Source organism: Hungatella effluvii, assembly GCF_003201875.1.
Classification (GTDB): Bacteria; Bacillota; Clostridia; order Lachnospirales; family Lachnospiraceae; genus Hungatella; species Hungatella effluvii.
Genome location: NZ_QJKD01000002.1, coordinates 474,759 through 492,299 on the forward strand (window position 1 = coordinate 474,759; position 17,541 = coordinate 492,299).

The window sequence follows — 17,541 nt, forward strand, 5'->3', positions numbered from 1 at the left end:
TATGTTAAAAACGCTCCGTAATGCATTCAAGATCAAGGACATCAGAAAGAAACTTCTGTATACGTTCGCGATGCTGGTGGTTATTAGAATTGGCTCACAGCTGCCGATTCCTGGAGTAGAAACAGCATTTTTCAAAGATTTTTTCGCTCAGCAGAATAACGATGCGTTCGGATTTTTTAACGCCATGACAGGTAGCTCCTTTACCAATATGTCCGTGTTCGCGCTGAGTATTACCCCGTACATCACTTCTTCCATTATCATGCAGCTTCTGACCATTGCGATTCCGAAGCTGGAAGAGATGCAGAGAGATGGTGAAGACGGCAGAAAAAAGATAGCAGAATACACCCGTTACGTAACAGTTGCTCTGGCTTTAATTGAATCCATTGCTATGGCAGTCGGATTCGGCGGCCAGGGACTGTTAAGCGAGTTCAACGCAATCAGCGTCATTATCGCCGTAGTCACTATGACTGCAGGTAGTGCGCTTCTGATGTGGATTGGTGAGCGTATCACTGAGAATGGTGTGGGAAATGGTATCTCCATCGTCCTGTTATTTAACATCATTTCCAGTTTGCCCTCTGACGCATCTACACTTTATACCAGATTCATGTCTGGCAAGTCGGTTGCAGTGTCAGCGGTAGCTGCCATCATCATCGTGGCCATCGTGATTGCAATCGTGGTATTTGTCGTTGTCCTTCAGGATGGCGAGAGAAGAATTCCAGTCCAGTATTCCAAAAAGATGCAGGGACGTAAGATGGTTGGCGGCCAGTCCTCCAACATCCCGTTAAAAGTAAATACAGCCGGCGTTATCCCGGTTATCTTTGCTTCCTCCATCATGTCATTCCCGGTAGTTATCGCTCAGTTCTTTGGCAGCCGGATTAACTATGACAGCATTGGCGGACATATCCTTCTGATGCTGAATTCTTCTAACTGGTTCAAGCCGGAGCGTCCGGTCTATTCGATTGGTATGGTGGTTTATATCGCTCTGATCATCGTGTTTGCTTACTTCTACACATCGATTACTTTTAATCCGTTGGAAGTAGCGAATAACATGAAGAAGTCGGGCGGCTTTATCCCGGGTATCCGCCCAGGCAAGCCAACCAGCGATTACCTCAATTCCATTTTGAACTATGTAGTATTTATCGGTGCATGTGGTCTGACGGTTATATGTATCATCCCGATTATGGTATCCGGCCTCTTCAATGTAAGCCGCCTGTCATTTGGTGGTACATCCTTAATCATTATTGTCAGCGTTGTCTTAGAGACACTGAAGGCAATAGAATCTCAGATGCTTGTACGTTATTATAAGGGATTTTTGAATGACTAAAGGGCAAATCCAAGAGGAACACATTATGGCGTGTTTCTCTTGGTCTTTGTGCTATATGAACATATTGCAGGGAGGGACTGCTGATGAAGATTATCATGTTAGGTGCCCCAGGTGCCGGTAAAGGTACCCAGGCAAAGAAGATTGCTGAGAAATATCAGATTCCACACATTTCCACAGGCGATATTTTCCGTTTTAACATTAAAGAGGGAACCGAGCTTGGAATGAAGGCGAAGGCGTTTATGGATCAGGGCGGCTTAGTACCGGATGAGCTGACGATCGGCATGCTGATGGACCGCATCCAGAAGGAAGACTGTCAGAATGGTTACGTATTAGACGGTTTCCCAAGGACGATTCCGCAGGCGGAAAGCCTTACGAACGCTCTTAATGAGAGAGGACAGAAGATCGACTACGCCGTGAATGTGGATGTTCCGGATGAGAATATCGTGAATCGGATGTCAGGACGCCGCGCCTGCTTAAGCTGCGGTGCTACATATCATATCGTCTATAAACCCAGCAAAGTGGAAGGCATCTGTGATGTCTGCGGTGACAAGCTTGTCTTAAGAGAAGACGATAAGCCGGAAACCGTTAAGAAGCGTCTGTCCGTGTATCATGATCAGACACAGCCTCTGATTGACTATTATAAGGAAGCCGGCGTACTGGCAAATGTTGACGGAACACAGGATATGGAAAAAGTGTTCTCCGATATTGTCGCTGTTCTGGGAGCGTAATGTATGTCAGTTACGATTAAATCTGCAAGAGAAATAGAACTTATGAGAGAGGCCGGGAAAATCCTCGCGAAGACCCACGAGGAGCTGGCGAAAGCCTTAAAGCCCGGTATGACAACCTGGGATATCGACCATTTGGGAGAAGAGATCATCAGAAGCTACGGCTGCATCCCTTCCTTTAAAAATTACAACGGCTATCCGGCTTCTATCTGTGTATCGGTGAACGACGAAGTGGTTCACGGAATTCCCAGCAGGAAGCATTTCATAGAGGAAGGCGACATTGTGAGCCTGGATGCCGGCGTGATCTACAAGGGATACCATTCCGATGCGGCAAGGACGTACGGGATCGGTGAAATCTCCCCCGAAGCAGGCAGACTCATCGAGGTGACAAAACAAAGTTTCTTTGAAGGGATTAAATTTGCAAAAGCTGGCAATCATCTGAATGATATATCTTCTGCGATCCAGGCCTATGCGGAAAGCTTTGGCTTTGGCGTGGTACGGGATCTGGTAGGACATGGAATCGGAAGTCATCTCCATGAAGACCCGGAGGTGCCCAATTTCGCCGGAAGGCGGCGCGGCCTAAAACTGAGGCCAGGCATGACACTCGCCATTGAACCGATGATCAACGCGGGAACGCCGGAAGTGGTATGGCTCGATGATGACTGGACGGTTGTAACAGAGGACGGAGCATTATCAGCCCACTATGAGAATACGGTCCTGATTACAGAAGGCGAACCGGAGCTTTTAAGCCTGGTTTCGGAAGCCCATTAGGGAATTTGAGTGAGGACAGTATGGAGATCACGACAGGAACGATTGTAAAAAGCCTGGCTGGACACGATAAAGAAGAAGTTTTCTTCATATTAAGAGAAGAAGGCGAATATGTTTATCTGGTGGACGGAAAATACCGGACGCTCGACAAGCCGAAGAAGAAAAACAGAAAGCATGTGGAGACCGTTTCCTGCGAAGCGGGCAGTCCGGGCGAGAAGATCAGGGAAGGCCAGAGAGTCACCGATGAAGAGATCGCTCGTTTCATCAAATGTTTCAAAAAACAAAAGAAGTGAGTAAAGACACAGGTTGTCAGGAGGTAAGATTTTATGTCGAAAGCAGATGTTATTGAAATTGAAGGAACCGTTGTTGAAAAGCTTCCGAACGCCATGTTCCAGGTAGAACTGGAGAACGGCCATCAGGTGCTTGCGCACATCAGCGGAAAACTTCGTATGAACTATATCCGTATTTTACCGGGTGATAAGGTAACCATTGAGTTATCCCCTTACGATTTGTCCAAGGGAAGAATTATCTGGAGAGATAAATAAAAGTAAAAACAAGGAAAAAGTGCTTGCATTCGTATATGGAAAGTGTTATAATGCTATAGCGACTTTGTTGAAATACCGGGTGTATTATGCCCAAACGGCAGCACTGGTTGGTTTTATATAAAACACATTGCGGGTATACCTGGATGTCCTCATTTTGGGGACGCATAACGGAAAGGAGAATTGCTGTGAAGGTTAGATCATCAGTCAAACCGATTTGCGAAAAATGCAAAATCATTAAGAGAAAAGGCAGTATCAGAGTAATCTGTGAAAATCCTAAGCATAAGCAGAGACAAGGTTAAAAATTATTAATGGAGGTGTACTACACAAATGGCTCGTATTTCAGGTGTTGATTTACCAAGAGAAAAACGTGTTGAGATCGGCTTAACTTATGTCTACGGTATCGGTAGAACAAGTTCAAACCGCATTCTTAAAGAAGCTGGCGTTAATCCTGACACTCGTGTTAAGGACTTAACCGATGACGAAGTAAAGAGAATATCAGTTGTAATTGCTGACAGTCAGACTGTTGAAGGTGATTTACGTAGAGAAATCGCTATGAACATCAAGAGACTTCAGGAAATTGGCTGCTATCGTGGAATTCGTCACAGAAAGAGCCTGCCGGTTCGTGGTCAGAAGACAAAGACCAATGCAAGAACTCGCAAGGGCCCGAGAAAGACCGTAGCAAACAAGAAGAAATAAGCATTAAACTTAATGAAACTAAAACAGTGAATCACGTTACATGTTTTAAAAACAGGAATAACAGGATTCAAGAAATGAAGAAAGTAGGTTAGTTTAAAATGGCTAAAAAAGTGTCCACTACTAAAAAAGTGACAAAAAAGCGCGTAAAGAAAAACGTTGAACGCGGACAAGCACATATCCAGTCATCTTTTAATAACACAATCGTGACATTAACTGATACTCAGGGTAATGCCTTATCATGGGCAAGTGCTGGTGGTCTGGGATTTAGAGGTTCAAGAAAATCTACTCCATATGCAGCTCAGATGGCGGCAGAAACTGCTACTAAGGCAGCTCTTGTACATGGTTTAAAATCAGTAGACGTTATGGTAAAGGGTCCTGGTTCAGGCCGTGAAGCAGCTATTCGCGCACTTCAGGCATGCGGTTTAGAAGTAACCAGTATCAAGGATGTTACTCCGGTTCCACATAACGGATGTCGTCCGCCAAAACGTAGAAGAGTCTAATTAGGAGGTAATTACAGTGGCAGTAGATAGAGTTCCTGTTCTTAAAAGATGTAGATCCCTTGGTCTTGATCCAATCTATTTAGGAATAGATAAAAAATCCAACAGAGAATTAAAAAGAGCTAACAGAAAGATGAGTGAGTACGGCCTGCAGTTAAGAGAAAAGCAGAAAGCCAAATTCATCTACGGCGTTCTTGAGAAACCGTTCCGTAACTACTATGCAAAGGCTGAAAAGATGAATGGTATGGTCGGTGAAAACCTGATGATCCTTCTGGAAAGAAGACTTGACAACGTAGTATTCCGTATGGGCTTTGGAAGAACAAGAAGAGAGACCAGACAGATGGTTGACCATAAGAGCATCTTAGTAAACGGCAAGTGTGTAAACATTCCGTCTTACTTAGTGAAAGCTGGCGACGTAATCGAAGTAAAAGAGAAATGCAAAGGAAACGCCAGATTTAAAGATGTAGTAGAGACCACAGCAGGACGTTTAACTCCGGCCTGGGTTGATGTTGACCATGAGAATTTACGTGGTACTGTTAAAGAGTTACCAACAAGAGATGAGATTGATGTTCCAGTGAATGAAATGCTTATCGTCGAGTTGTACTCCAAATAATTGAAAGTCTGTTAAAGAGAAACAACAACTTTCGCCCGGAGTATGGGAAACTGTACTCCGGGCAAGGATTTGAGTATAAGACCCTCGATACAAATTACCCAAAAGGAGGGGCTATTAGTGTTCGATTTTGAAAAACCAAACATTGAGATTGCTGAAATCTCTGAGGACAAGAAATATGGCAAGTTTGTAGTTGAACCGCTTGAAAGAGGTTACGGTACGACTTTAGGCAATTCCTTGAGAAGAATCATGCTTTCTTCTTTACCGGGAGCCGCAGTCAGTCAGGTAAAAATCGACGGCGTTTTGCATGAATTCAGTTCTATCCCAGGCGTTAAAGAGGATGTGACTGAGATCATTATGAACATCAAAAGCTTAGCAATCAAAAATAACAGCGACACCAATGAGGCAAAGGTTGCATACATCGAGTTTGAAGGCGAAGGTGTAGTAACGGCTGCTGACATTCAGGCGGACCCGGATATTGAAATCATGAATCCGGACCAGGTGATCGCGACACTCAGCGGCGGCACAGACAGTAAGTTCTACATGGAGCTGACTATCACAAAGGGCCGTGGCTATGTAAGCGCAGACAAAAACAAGAGTGAAGATTTACCGATTGGCGTGATTGCCGTTGATTCCATCTATACACCAGTAGAGCGCGTCAACATGACGGTACAGAACACCCGAGTAGGTCAGGTTACCGATTTCGATAAGCTGACATTAGATGTATTTACAAACGGAACACTGGCACCAGACGAGGCGGTCAGCCTTGCTGCGAAGGTGTTAAGTGAACATTTAAATCTGTTCATTGACTTATCCGAGAATGCCAAGACTGCAGAAGTCATGGTAGAGAAAGAGGATAATGAGAAAGAGAAGGTTCTGGAGATGAATATCGACGAACTGGAACTTTCCGTACGTTCATACAACTGTTTAAAGAGAGCCGGAATCAATACGGTAGAAGAGCTGTGCAACAGAACTTCTGAGGATATGATGAAGGTTCGTAACTTAGGCCGCAAGTCTTTAGAAGAAGTGCTGGCAAAGTTAAAGGAGTTAGGCTTACAGCTTAACCCGAGTGATGACGCGAACAGCTAATTGCTCGATACGTAATTTATGGAGATTAAGTGCAGGATGCAGTAAGACCGAAGAAGCATGCGCCGGCGTTCCACAAATGGAGGGAAATAAGACATGGCAGGATATAGAAAGCTGGGAAGAACTTCCAGCCAGAGAAAAGCACTGATCAGAAGCCAGGTAACAGCATTATTACACAATGGCAAGATCGTTACAACAGAAGCGAGAGCAAAAGAAATCCGTAAAGTAGCAGAAGGACTGATTGCTCTGGCCGTAAAAGAGAAAGACAATTTCGAAACCGTTAAAGTAACCGCTAAGGTTGCCCGCAAGGACAAAGACGGCAAGAGAGTCAAAGAAGTGGTGAACGGCAAGAAAGTTACCGTATACGACGAAGTAGAAAAAGAAATCAAGAAGGATCTTCCTTCCAGACTTCACGCAAGAAGACAGATGTTAAAGGTACTGTACGATGTAACAGAAGTACCGCAGGCAGCAGCTGGAAAGAAGAAAAATACAAAGAGCGTAGATCTTCCAAAGAAATTATTTGAGGAAATCGCACCGAAGTATGTATCCCGGAATGGTGGATATACGAGGATTGTAAAGATTGGCCAGCGTAAAGGTGATGGGGCTATGGAAGTGTTGTTAGAACTTGTCTAAGCACTGAGCAGTGTCAAAAAAAGTCAAGAGAAAATTTTCGTTGTGCTTGCACATAAGAAAATTTTCTCTTGGCTTTTTTTGTAGGGCGAACGCCCCACACCGAACTGGAGCGGAGCGGAAGTGAGGTGTGCACTGCGGGGTCCCGGCTGAGAAAGTCTAAAAAATCCCCCAACGATGCGCAAGCGAGTCGTCCCTCCCCATTCCAAACACATTTTCTCCCCCCAACATATTCCCCCATCCCTCCAAATATGTTATGATACAAAAGAACGACAAAGAGCAATTGAAAAAAGAAAGAGGGCGGTTACAATGATAAAATACTACGAAGGCGACATATTCAACTCCGGGGCGGACATCATCTGCCACCAGGTAAACTGCCAGGGTGCGTTTGGGCGTGGAATGGCGGGCCAGGTAAAGAAGTTATTTCCGGAGGTAGAAAAGTCCTATAAAATTCTGACAAAGCAGTGGACAGAAGAAGCGCGGGGCAAGACGTCGGCGCTGTTGGGGCGGGTATCAGCCCAGCCGGTAGAAAAAGACGGCCGCTGGTTCCTGATTGCGAACCTCTACGGTCAGGACGACTATGGAAAAGGCGGAGTCTACACTGATTACGAGGCTTTAGAAAAAGCCATGGAAGAGATCCGCGAGTTTCTGACGGTACGCGGCAGAAACGAGACAGCCGCATTCCCGCAGGGAATTGGCTGCGGCTTTGCGGGCGGCGACTGGCAGATTGTAGAATCCATCATCAAGCGTGTATTTGAAGATTACCCAGGAGAAGTACAGATCTGGAAATACGACGGAAAATAAAAATACGGAAAATAAAAATATCGATACATACTCCCCATAAACCACCTAAACCACTATAAACCACCATATACCGGCCACAGAAGGCGCCTCCGCCCCGCAGGCATACTTTATGCCTGCCCCGCCTCCCCCCCCCGCCATACGGCCCGCTACAGCTGTCAAAACGCCCCTTCTGCCCGGCCCCTGGTAAAAAATAACTCCCCTGTTCCCCACTCCACCACCCAGGGAAATCTACAGCATCAGAAAGGATATTGGATGAAAAATAAATTTGTGATCGTGGATGGTTCTTCCATGCTGTCCACCTGTTATTATGCCGTGCTTCCGCGGGAAATCATGTTCGCCAAAACCGAAGAGGAAAAGCAGAAGCACTACGGAAAGATCCTGCACGCCGCGGACGGAACATACACCAATGCGATCTTCGGCATGCTGAAGACCGTTGCGTCTCTCATCAGGAAACAGGAACCCGGATATATCGCCTTTGTGTTTGACAAGACGAGGGACACATTCCGGCGGGAACTGTATGCGGAATATAAGGGGACGAGGGGGGCGACTCCCGAGCCTCTGAAGCAGCAGTTTGTCCTGATCGAGTCAATCCTTCAGGAAGCCGGATTCAAGGTGCTCTACAGCGACGACTACGAGGCTGACGATTACGCGGGATCCCTGGTCATGAAGTTCCGCAGTCAGCTGCCTGTGGTTGTTATGACGAAGGACCACGATTACCTGCAGCTGGTCAATGACGAATACAACGTTCGGGCCTGGATGGTGCAGGCAAAGCAGGAGAAAGCAGATGAACTGTACGAAAAATACTACGGCCCTTACGGCCTGACGAAAAAAGACGTCAACCTTCCGGAGAAGACGTTTGAGTTTACCGCGGAGCATGTGTTTGCTGAGGAAGGCGTGTGGCCGGAGCAGATCACCGATCTAAAAGGAATTCAGGGAGACACCTCGGATAATATTCCGGGAGTAAAGGGCGTGAGCAGCGCGGTGCCTCCTCTCCTGGCTGAGTATGGAACCGTGGAGGCCATGTATGAGGCGATCCACGACGCAGAGACGGACAAAAAGCAGCTAAAGGAGCTCCAGGATTTCTGGAAGGAGAAGCTGGGGATCTCCAGAACTCCCTACAAAGCGCTGACGAAGACCGGGGAGGACGGCGAACTGTGCGGCGAAGCCGCGGCCATGCTGTCGAAGCGTCTGGCTACCATTAAGACGGATATTCCGCTGGATCTGGAACTGGCTGATTTTTCCGTGGAACAGTACAAAGAGAAGGTTCTCCGCAAATGGTGTAAGAAACTGGATATCAAAGAAACCTCTGTATTCGGCTGAGCCATCTCAGAGCCGGCAAGAATTTCTGGTAAAAATTGACATTCTTGCAAATTAATTACTCAATTTTCCTCAAACGCAAGAATAAAGAAAGAATATCTTAAGTTGACGGTGAATTACCCCAGGGGCTATAATAATAGTAGGAAAAAGGAAAATGAGGATTGATTATAAAGAGTGGGAGGTATTTTTATGAAACGGTTTGGGAAACTATTGGCTTTGACCGCAATTGTGAGTGTGCTGGGCGTGAGTATACCATTTCAGTCATTTGCTGCGTCGAAGACGATATCATCAGTGACGATCTATGCGGGGCTTGAGGAATTGGAATCCGGAGAGAGTCTTCCGGAGGAGACGGCCTTTGAACTTAAGGAAAATTCCAAGGGTAACTATGTGTATACGAACAACAGCAGATACGAGGTCAGCGGCGTAGAGTGGATTACCTCTGAGTCGAAAGAGATGACGATCGGATATGAGCCTAAGATGAAAGTGGAGCTGCATGCCACCGATTCTGATGAGTACGCATTTAAAGGCGGCTATCAGTCCAGCAACGTGACGGTGAAGGGCGGAACCTATGTGTCGGCCAGCCGTTCCGGCAGCGACACCTTATACGTGACATTTAAGTTCAAACCGATCAAGGGTACGTACAGCTCCCCGGATGATGCCTACTGGAAGGATTCCGGATACGGCGGCGCCCGCTGGAGTAAGGTTGACAACGCGTCTGACGCCTATGACGTCTATTTATACCGCGGAAGTACGGTTGTGAAGAAGGTTGAGGGGCTTAAGGCCACATCCTATAACTTCTATCCCTACATGACGAAGGCCGGTACGTATTCCTTTAAGGTACGTACGGTTCCATATACCGAGAGTGAGAAGAAGTACGGAAAGAAGAGCGACTGGACAGAATCTGACGAGGTTTATCTGCCGGAGGAGAAGGTGTCTGACGGTTCGGGACAGGAAAGCGGAACGCCTGGAACCACCGGTCAGGTTGGCTGGATTAAGGACGGCAATAACTGGTATTTCAAGTATCCGGATGGAACTTACCAGAAGAACAACTGGGCCAAGATCAATGAGAAATGGTATTTATTTGATTCCAACGGTGCGATGCTCACTGGATGGCAGCAGAGAAATAATTTATGGTACTATATGAACGACCAGGGAGCCATGGTAACTGGCTGGGTCGTATCGAACAACAAGTGGTATTATTTAAATCCTTCCACGACTACAGGTGTAGAAGGCGCGATGCTTACAGGCTGGATCGCCTACAACAATAAGTGGTACTGCACAGATGCTTCCGGCGCGATGCTTGAGGGGTGGCGCCAGGTTGACGGCAGCTGGTACTACTTCTATCCAGGTGAAGGCTCCAAGGCGGTGAATACCACCATCGATGGTTTCCCGGTTGACGGCAACGGCGTGTGGCATAAGTAAAATCATCAGGAAAGGAAGATGACACGAATGCGAGGAATAAAGGGAAAGGGCAGATGGCTGATACTTCTGGGAGCGGTGTTGACGCTCGGCACCGCCATGACGTCCATGGCGGCGAAAAGTGTTAAGATTCGATTTGATAATGATACAAGAAGCGAATGGACGGAAGATGTCAAGGTACCGAAGGTCACGGTCAATTACGATGAAGTATCGCCGGAGTGGAGCAAGACTCCTGAGGAATGGGTCCCTGGAAAGAAGGTGACTGCTACCTTCACAATCTCCGGAGACTATGTGAAGAGCAGCTGCAGCGTGTACGGCGGCGAACTGGTTTCCGCCAAGGCTTTGGACGGCGAGACGACCATCAAGGCTACCTACGTACCGGTTGCACAGCTCGGAGCACCGGAATCTGCCGGATGGAGTGATGCTGCGAAGACGAAGGCTTCCTGGAAAAAGGTTGATCACGCTTCGAAGTATCAGCTTCGCCTTTACCGGGAAGATCAGTGGATCAAGACGCTGACCACCGGTTCCACCTCCATCGATTTACTGGAGTATTTACAGGATGGCTACAGCTATTACTATGAGGTAAGAGCCATTGCGAAGGACAGCTCCGAGGAGAAGTATCTAAAAGACGGTGAATTTACCGTTTCTAATGATTCTGTGGTTCAGGAGCTGGGAGACACATCGGGCCGGTGGTCCAATACGCAGACCGGTAAACGGTACCGTGATGAGAACGGAAATTATGCGGCGAACTGCTGGAAGATGATAAGCGGCAAGTGGTACTATTTCAATCAGGACAGCTACGCACTGACCGGATGGCAGAATCTGAACAGCAAATGGTATTATATGAATGATAACGCAGAGATGGTGACCGGATGGCAGCAGATCGGCGGCAAATGGTACTATTTCAACACAGGCGGCGACATGGCTACGGGCTGGCTTCAGGCAGAGCCTGGGAAATGGTATTACCTGTATGAAGACGGCAGCATGGCTGCGGATACGGTAATCGACGGTACGTACCGGGTAGATGCATCCGGACAGTGGGTGCCGTAAGGAATTCGTAATTCAGGAAAGACATGGTGAAAGGCGCCATGTCTTTCTTTTTTCCTGTCTGACAAAGAAGAATCGGGCTTATTATGAAATCCGGCTTGACTGTTAAGCAAATTTCATCTAAAATTATGTGACATATAAAGACAGTATATGACGTGACATTGTCCGCGTTTATCGCAGAAAGGTAAGCCATGGGAATTATAAAGACATCAAAGCTGATTTTCGATTATATCAGAAGAGATGAAGAAGAGAATATAGAAGAAGTAAACCGTGCCATCGACGACGTCAGCATCGAGATTAAGGAGGGCGAGTTTGTGGCGGTCTTAGGCCACAACGGATCCGGAAAGTCCACCTTTGCCAAGCAGCTGGACGCGATCCTGCTTCCGACGGATGGGACGGTGTGGATCCAGGGGCTGGATACTTCCAAAGAGGAGAATCTGTGGGAGGTTCGAAAGAAAACGGGGATGGTATTCCAGAATCCCGATAACCAGATTATTGGTAATATCGTCGAGGAGGACGTGGGATTCGGACCGGAGAATATGGGGATTCCGACCGACGAGATCTGGAAACGGGTTGACGAGAGTCTGGAAGCGGTGGGCATGACGGCATACCGCATGAAGTCGCCCAACAAGCTTTCTGGTGGCCAGAAGCAGCGGGTGGCCATCGCAGGTGTCATGGCCATGAGACCCCAGTGCATCGTTCTGGACGAGCCTACCGCCATGCTGGATCCCAACGGACGTCGGGAAGTGGTGAAGACCGTTCATGAGTTAAACCGCCAGGAAGGGATTACCGTGGTGCTCATCACTCATTATATGGAAGAAGTCATTCATGCTGACCGGGTTATCGTCATGGACGATGGACGGGTGGTGATGGACGGAACGCCCAGGGAGATATTTTCCCGGGTGGAAGAACTCAAGTCTTACCGCCTGGATGTGCCGCAGGTGACGGAGCTGGCTTATGAGCTTCAGAAGAACGGCGTGGATTTACCGGATGGGATTCTGACGCTGGAGGAGCTGATGAAATATCTGCTTCCCATATTTGCGGAGCGTTATCCGGACAGAGTGACTCTGGGAGATGGAGGATGCAATGGCAATTAAGATAGAACATTTAAATTACGTTTACGGACAGGGCACCGCGTTTGAACAGCAGGCGCTTAAGGATGTGAATCTGGAGATCCAGGATGGCCAGTTTATCGGACTGATCGGCCATACCGGTTCCGGTAAGTCCACGCTGATCCAGCATTTAAACGGGCTGATTAAGGCAACGGACGGTGCGATCTATTATAATGGAAAGAATATATATGACGACGGCTATGACATGCGGGCGCTGCGAAGCCGTGTGGGGCTGGTATTTCAGTATCCGGAGCACCAGCTGTTTGAGATCGATGTGTTTACTGATGTCTGCTTCGGGCCGAAGAACCAGGGACTGTCGAAGGAGGAGACGCAGAGTCGGGCAAGGGAAGCGCTTACGATGGTAGGACTCGATGAGAGCTTTTATAAGCAGTCGCCCTTTGAGCTGTCGGGCGGCCAGAAACGCCGGGTGGCCATTGCCGGTGTGCTGGCTATGGAGCCGGAGGTGCTGATTCTGGACGAGCCTACGGCGGGACTGGATCCGAGGGGACGCGATGAGATCCTGGATCAGATTGAACGTCTTCATCATGAGAAAAAGATGACGATAATCCTGGTGTCCCACAGCATGGAGGACATCGCAAAATACGTGGACCGGATTCTCGTTATGAACCACGGGGAGAAGGTGTTCGACGACACGCCGAAGGAAGTATTTAAGCATTACAAGGAACTGGAGGCCATCGGTCTGGCCGCCCCGCAGATCACCTATGTGGTGCATACGCTGCGGGATCATGGAGTTCCCATTGACAATAATATTACGACGGTGGAGGAAGCGAGAGACGAGATCCTTGCGCTGTTAAAAAAGGAAGGACAGGCGGCCTGCGGTGACGGAAGCCGCGGACAGGAGACATTATGTTAAGAGATATTACACTGGGGCAGTATTATCCGGTGGATTCCGTACTTCACCGGATGGACCCGAGGACAAAGCTGTTCGGAACCATGGTATTTATTATTTCCCTGTTTGTCGCAGACAGCATCGGGGCTTATCTGGTGGCTACGCTTTTTCTGGCCATGGCGATCAGACTGAGTCACGTTCCGTTTAAGTTCATGGTGCGGGGACTTAAGGCCATCATCTTCCTGCTCTTAATCAGTGTCAGCTTTAACTTATTTCTGACCCCGGGTGAAGTGGTCTTTAAGCTGTGGTTTTTAAAGGTGACGAAGGAGGGCTTAATGACGGCCGGATTCATGGGAGTCAGGCTGATCTATCTGGTGGTGGGATCATCGGTTATGACGCTGACGACCACGCCCAATGAGCTGACAGACGGACTGGAAAAGAGTCTTGGATTCTTAAAAAAGATAGGACTGCCGGTACATGAGGTATCCATGATGATGTCCATCGCACTTCGTTTTATTCCGATTCTGGTAGAGGAGACGGATAAGATCATGAAGGCGCAGATGGCGAGAGGCGCTGATTTTGAAAGCGGTAATATCATTCAGAGAGCCAAGAACATGATTCCGCTCCTTGTGCCTCTGTTTATCTCCGCGTTCCGGCGGGCTACGGATCTGGCTATGGCCATGGAGGCGAGATGCTACCGCGGCGGCGAGGGAAGAACGAAGATGAAGCCGCTTCACTATGCAAAGCGGGATGGTGTGACGTATCTGGTTTACGTCTTTTACCTGGCTGTGATAGTTGTGTTAAGAATCCTGATATAAGGCGGTTTTTAGAGAAGATGAAACGGATTAAGCTGATAGTGGCCTACGACGGCACAAATTACTGCGGATGGCAGATACAGAATAATGGGCGGACCATAGAAGAAGTCTTAAACGAGGCGCTGACCGCGCTGTTTCACGAGAAGGTGGCGGTAATCGGGGCCAGCCGGACGGATTCCGGCGTCCACTCCGATGGTAATGTGGCAGTGTTCGACACGGAGAGCCGGATGCCGGCGGATAAGGTCTGTTTTGCACTCAACCAGAGACTGCCGGAGGACATCCGGGTCCTTGCGTCGGAGGAGGTTCCCTTAACGTGGCATCCCAGAAAATGCAACTGCGTAAAGACGTACGAATACAGAATCCTGAACCGGAAGATCGAGATTCCGACGCTGCGGCTGTATGCCTATTTCTGCTATTTCCCCCTCGACGCAGAGAAGATGAAGCAGGCGGCGGCGTATCTGGTGGGAGAACACGATTTTACCAGCTTCTGCGCACCGAGGACCCAGGCAGAGGACATGGTGCGTACCATTTACAGCCTGGACGTCGTGAAGACGGGCGATATGATTACGATACGGGTCAGTGGAAGCGGGTTCCTCTATAATATGGTCCGCATCATCGCGGGGACGCTTATGAAGGTGGGGCTGGGAGTCTATCCGCCGGAGCATGTGGAGGAGATTCTGGATGCAAGAAACCGCGCGGCAGCAGGCCCTACCGCGGTGGCCAGAGGACTGACGCTGATCAGCCTGGAGGAAGAGACGGAGCTTCGCCCTGTCATAGCGGCTGAAAATAAGGAGTGGAAATATTCTCTGGATCAGACGAAGACGGTAAAAGAGAAGCAGTCATTTCTCACCATAGAGCGGTGCGTCCCGGAGGAGTTTGAACGCCTTCTGTTCCGGGTGGTGCACCAGGCTGTCAGGAACGGAGCGGAAACGGTTTATGTAAACGATCAGGAAGCCGCCGGGCGGATCGAAGCGGGCAAGGCATACGGCTATTACGTGTTTTGGCCTTCAGACGAGAAGGGCGGATGGTATGTGACCCACGACGCGCGAGTCTGGGGAAAGAGCGGGGAGGAGACCTGATTTTTAACGGAATTGTTACTTGTATACGGCGGAGGTTTTTGATATACTTGCTAAAATCTCCATGGCAGGAATGCCGGGACGGTTGTGATACAGCCGTCTTTTTTCGTGCAAATGAATATACTGCGGCGGGCCTTTGAATGCGCAGGGAGATAAGGGCGCTGCCGAAAAAGAGGTTTTGATATGACGGCGGACAGAACAAAGACACATGAGATACCGACGAGCGCCGGTGCTGTATTGATCACGATGGGTGTGGTGTACGGAGATATCGGGACGTCTCCCATGTACGTAATGAAGTCAATCGTGGCCGGCAACGGGGGATTGGGAGGAGTCAGCGACGAACTGATCTTAGGCGCGCTCTCCCTGGTCATCTGGACCATCACCCTGCTGACAACGATGAAATATGTGGTGGTGGCCATGCAGGCGGATAACCACGGTGAGGGCGGCATTTTCTCCCTGTACAGTCTGGTAAAGCATTTTGGAAAATGGCTCATCTTTCCGGCCATGATTGGCGGAGCGGCCCTGCTGGCGGATGGCGTGATGACACCGGCAGTGACGGTGACGACGGCGATCGAGGGGCTTAGAAGCATCTCTTCCATGGGGGAGCTGCTGGGAGACGGGCAGAATAAGATCATTTTTATAACGATAACAATTATTGCGCTGCTGTTCCTGGTTCAGAGAGCGGGCACCAGTTCCATCGGAAGGGCCTTTGGCCCTGTTATGGCAGTCTGGTTTCTGTTTCTGGCCGCGGCGGGGCTGGGGAACATAGGCGGGAATGTGGCGGTACTGAAAGCCTTTAATCCGGTCTACGCGGTGAAGATCCTGACCAGTCCGGCCAATGATGCCGGGATTATGATCTTAGGCAGCGTGTTTCTGGCGACAACCGGCGCGGAGGCGCTGTACTCGGATATGGGGCACGTGGGAAAGAATAATATTTTCCTGAGCTGGCCTTTCGTTAAGATCTGCCTGATTATCAATTATCTCGGGCAGGGGGCCTGGCTGATGGCCTGTAAATCTAATGCGGCGCTGGCGGAGATACCGGATATGAATCCATTTTTTCAGATGCTGCCGGAAGGAATCCGGCCCTTTGCCGTGTTCCTCGGCGCGGCCGCTGCAATTATCGCGTCCCAGGCGCTTATATCCGGTTCCTTTACGCTGGTATCGGAGGCGAGCCGGCTGGATTTAATGCCTCATATGCAGATCACATACCCATCCCAGCAAAAAGGGCAGATTTATATTCCGCTGGTGAATCAGGTGCTGTGGGTTGCCTGTACCGGAGTGGTTCTTCTGTTTCAGACCAGCGCCCATATGGAAGCAGCTTACGGTCTGGCGATTACGCTGACCATGCTGATGACAACCGTGCTGCTCTTTCTCTATCTGCGAAAGGTGAAGAAACTGGCTGTGGTGCCTTTCCTTTTCCTGGTCTTCTTCGGCGGTCTGGAGGGAAGCTTTTTCATATCCAGCTTAAGTAAGTTCAGCCATGGGGGATACGTGGCGCTCTTTATGGCTTTGATTCTGTTTGGGATCATGGTCGTATGGCATGAGGGGACCGGCATTGAGTCTTCCCAGGCGGTGCTCCTGCCCCTGCGGAAGTATCTGCCCCAGCTGGAAAAATTAAAAAATGACAGTTCCCAGGAGCTGTTGGCCGACAATCTGGTCTTCATCACAAAGGACAGTGACAAAAACAAGCTGGACAGAGACATTCTGTATTCCATCTTTGACAAGAAGCCAAAGCGTGCCAATGCATACTGGTTTGTGGGCATTACCGTCACGGATGAGCCCTATACCCGGGAATACAGCGTGGACAGCATGGGGACGAATTACATGTTCCGTGTGCAGCTTAAGCTGGGCTTTCGGGAAAATCAGCGGGTGAATGTCTACTTGAGGCAGATCGTGGACGAGATGGTGAAGAGCGGGGAGCTGCCGTCTCAGAAGCGCCGGTACTCCATCTATGAGCCGGGCGTCGTGGGGACCTTTAAGTTCTGTATGATCCGAAAGCTTCTGGTTCCGGAAAGCGATATCGGCCCCTTTAAACGGGCGGCGATATCGCTGAAATACGCAATCCGCCATTTCGCAGGCACACCGGACCGGTGGTACGGACTGGAGAATTCCTCCCTGATCATCGAGTATGTTCCGCTCTTTATCCAGATGAAGCCGGTAAGTCATCTCACGAGGGTATGACAGACGGGGAATATGAAAAACAATATTTTGTAAAAAACA

The 17,541-nt window shown here is 48.9% G+C and carries 19 protein-coding genes and 1 pseudogene; all 20 read left to right on the plus strand.

Annotated elements, in window-relative coordinates:
- Position 1 precedes the first annotated feature (1 nt).
- Positions 2-1,324: a preprotein translocase subunit SecY gene (gene secY, locus DFR60_RS05315; RefSeq protein WP_110321953.1), complete on the plus strand. Its 1,323-nt coding sequence runs from the start codon at positions 2-4 to the stop codon at positions 1,322-1,324.
- An 83-nt stretch (positions 1,325-1,407) separates the two neighbouring features.
- Entirely contained in the window at positions 1,408-2,052 is a 645-nt protein-coding gene (locus DFR60_RS05320) for an adenylate kinase (protein ID WP_110321954.1), read from the plus strand.
- A 3-nt stretch (positions 2,053-2,055) separates the two neighbouring features.
- Entirely contained in the window at positions 2,056-2,820 is a 765-nt protein-coding gene (gene map / locus DFR60_RS05325) for a type I methionyl aminopeptidase (RefSeq protein ID WP_002604682.1), read from the plus strand.
- Between the two features lie 20 nt (positions 2,821-2,840).
- The gene (locus tag DFR60_RS05330; protein ID WP_110321955.1) at positions 2,841-3,110 is read left to right on the plus strand and encodes a KOW domain-containing RNA-binding protein; all 270 of its coding nucleotides are present in this window, start codon (positions 2,841-2,843) and stop codon (positions 3,108-3,110) included.
- A gap of 33 nt (positions 3,111-3,143) precedes the next feature.
- Positions 3,144-3,362, plus strand: coding sequence for a translation initiation factor IF-1 (infA, locus tag DFR60_RS05335; RefSeq protein WP_002604680.1), 219 nt, complete (start codon positions 3,144-3,146; stop codon positions 3,360-3,362).
- Positions 3,363-3,547: 185 nt separating this feature from the next.
- Entirely contained in the window at positions 3,548-3,661 is a 114-nt protein-coding gene (rpmJ, locus tag DFR60_RS05340) for a 50S ribosomal protein L36 (RefSeq protein WP_003497809.1), read from the plus strand.
- A gap of 28 nt (positions 3,662-3,689) precedes the next feature.
- A complete protein-coding gene (gene rpsM, locus DFR60_RS05345) occupies positions 3,690-4,058 on the plus strand; it encodes a 30S ribosomal protein S13 (protein ID WP_110321956.1) in 369 nt (122 codons plus the stop codon).
- A gap of 98 nt (positions 4,059-4,156) precedes the next feature.
- On the plus strand, positions 4,157-4,558 hold the full coding sequence (rpsK, locus tag DFR60_RS05350; RefSeq protein WP_006771855.1) for a 30S ribosomal protein S11: 402 nt from the start codon (positions 4,157-4,159) through the stop codon (positions 4,556-4,558).
- 16 nt (positions 4,559-4,574) lie between these two features.
- A complete protein-coding gene (rpsD, locus tag DFR60_RS05355; RefSeq protein ID WP_055653543.1) occupies positions 4,575-5,168 on the plus strand; it encodes a 30S ribosomal protein S4 in 594 nt (197 codons plus the stop codon).
- Positions 5,169-5,285: 117 nt separating this feature from the next.
- A complete protein-coding gene (locus DFR60_RS05360; protein WP_002604677.1) occupies positions 5,286-6,254 on the plus strand; it encodes a DNA-directed RNA polymerase subunit alpha in 969 nt (322 codons plus the stop codon).
- Positions 6,255-6,347: 93 nt separating this feature from the next.
- Positions 6,348-6,884, plus strand: coding sequence for a bL17 family ribosomal protein (locus DFR60_RS05365; protein WP_110321957.1), 537 nt, complete (start codon positions 6,348-6,350; stop codon positions 6,882-6,884).
- Between the two features lie 306 nt (positions 6,885-7,190).
- Complete coding sequence (locus tag DFR60_RS05370) at positions 7,191-7,685, plus strand: macro domain-containing protein (RefSeq protein WP_110321958.1); 495 nt, start codon at positions 7,191-7,193, stop codon at positions 7,683-7,685.
- A 252-nt stretch (positions 7,686-7,937) separates the two neighbouring features.
- Complete coding sequence (locus DFR60_RS05375; RefSeq protein ID WP_110321959.1) at positions 7,938-9,005, plus strand: 5'-3' exonuclease; 1,068 nt, start codon at positions 7,938-7,940, stop codon at positions 9,003-9,005.
- Between the two features lie 186 nt (positions 9,006-9,191).
- Positions 9,192-10,424: a cell wall-binding repeat-containing protein gene (locus tag DFR60_RS05380; protein ID WP_110321960.1), complete on the plus strand. Its 1,233-nt coding sequence runs from the start codon at positions 9,192-9,194 to the stop codon at positions 10,422-10,424.
- 27 nt (positions 10,425-10,451) lie between these two features.
- Positions 10,452-11,471, plus strand: a complete 1,020-nt coding sequence (locus DFR60_RS05385) for an N-acetylmuramoyl-L-alanine amidase family protein (RefSeq protein WP_167437509.1) — start codon at positions 10,452-10,454, stop codon at positions 11,469-11,471.
- Between the two features lie 188 nt (positions 11,472-11,659).
- Positions 11,660-12,565, plus strand: coding sequence for an energy-coupling factor transporter ATPase (locus DFR60_RS05390; protein ID WP_002604671.1), 906 nt, complete (start codon positions 11,660-11,662; stop codon positions 12,563-12,565).
- Positions 12,555-13,454: an energy-coupling factor transporter ATPase gene (locus DFR60_RS05395; protein WP_110321962.1), complete on the plus strand. Its 900-nt coding sequence runs from the start codon at positions 12,555-12,557 to the stop codon at positions 13,452-13,454. Before DFR60_RS05390 ends, DFR60_RS05395 begins: the two co-directional genes overlap by 11 nt.
- Positions 13,448-14,248, plus strand: coding sequence for an energy-coupling factor transporter transmembrane component T family protein (locus DFR60_RS05400; RefSeq protein WP_110321963.1), 801 nt, complete (start codon positions 13,448-13,450; stop codon positions 14,246-14,248). Before DFR60_RS05395 ends, DFR60_RS05400 begins: the two co-directional genes overlap by 7 nt.
- 17 nt (positions 14,249-14,265) lie before the next feature.
- A pseudogene (gene truA, locus DFR60_RS05405) lies at positions 14,266-15,000 on the plus strand (tRNA pseudouridine(38-40) synthase TruA); the annotation flags it as partial.
- A 504-nt stretch (positions 15,001-15,504) separates the two neighbouring features.
- Positions 15,505-17,502, plus strand: coding sequence for a KUP/HAK/KT family potassium transporter (locus DFR60_RS05410; RefSeq protein WP_110321965.1), 1,998 nt, complete (start codon positions 15,505-15,507; stop codon positions 17,500-17,502).
- Positions 17,503-17,541: the final 39 nt, after the last annotated feature.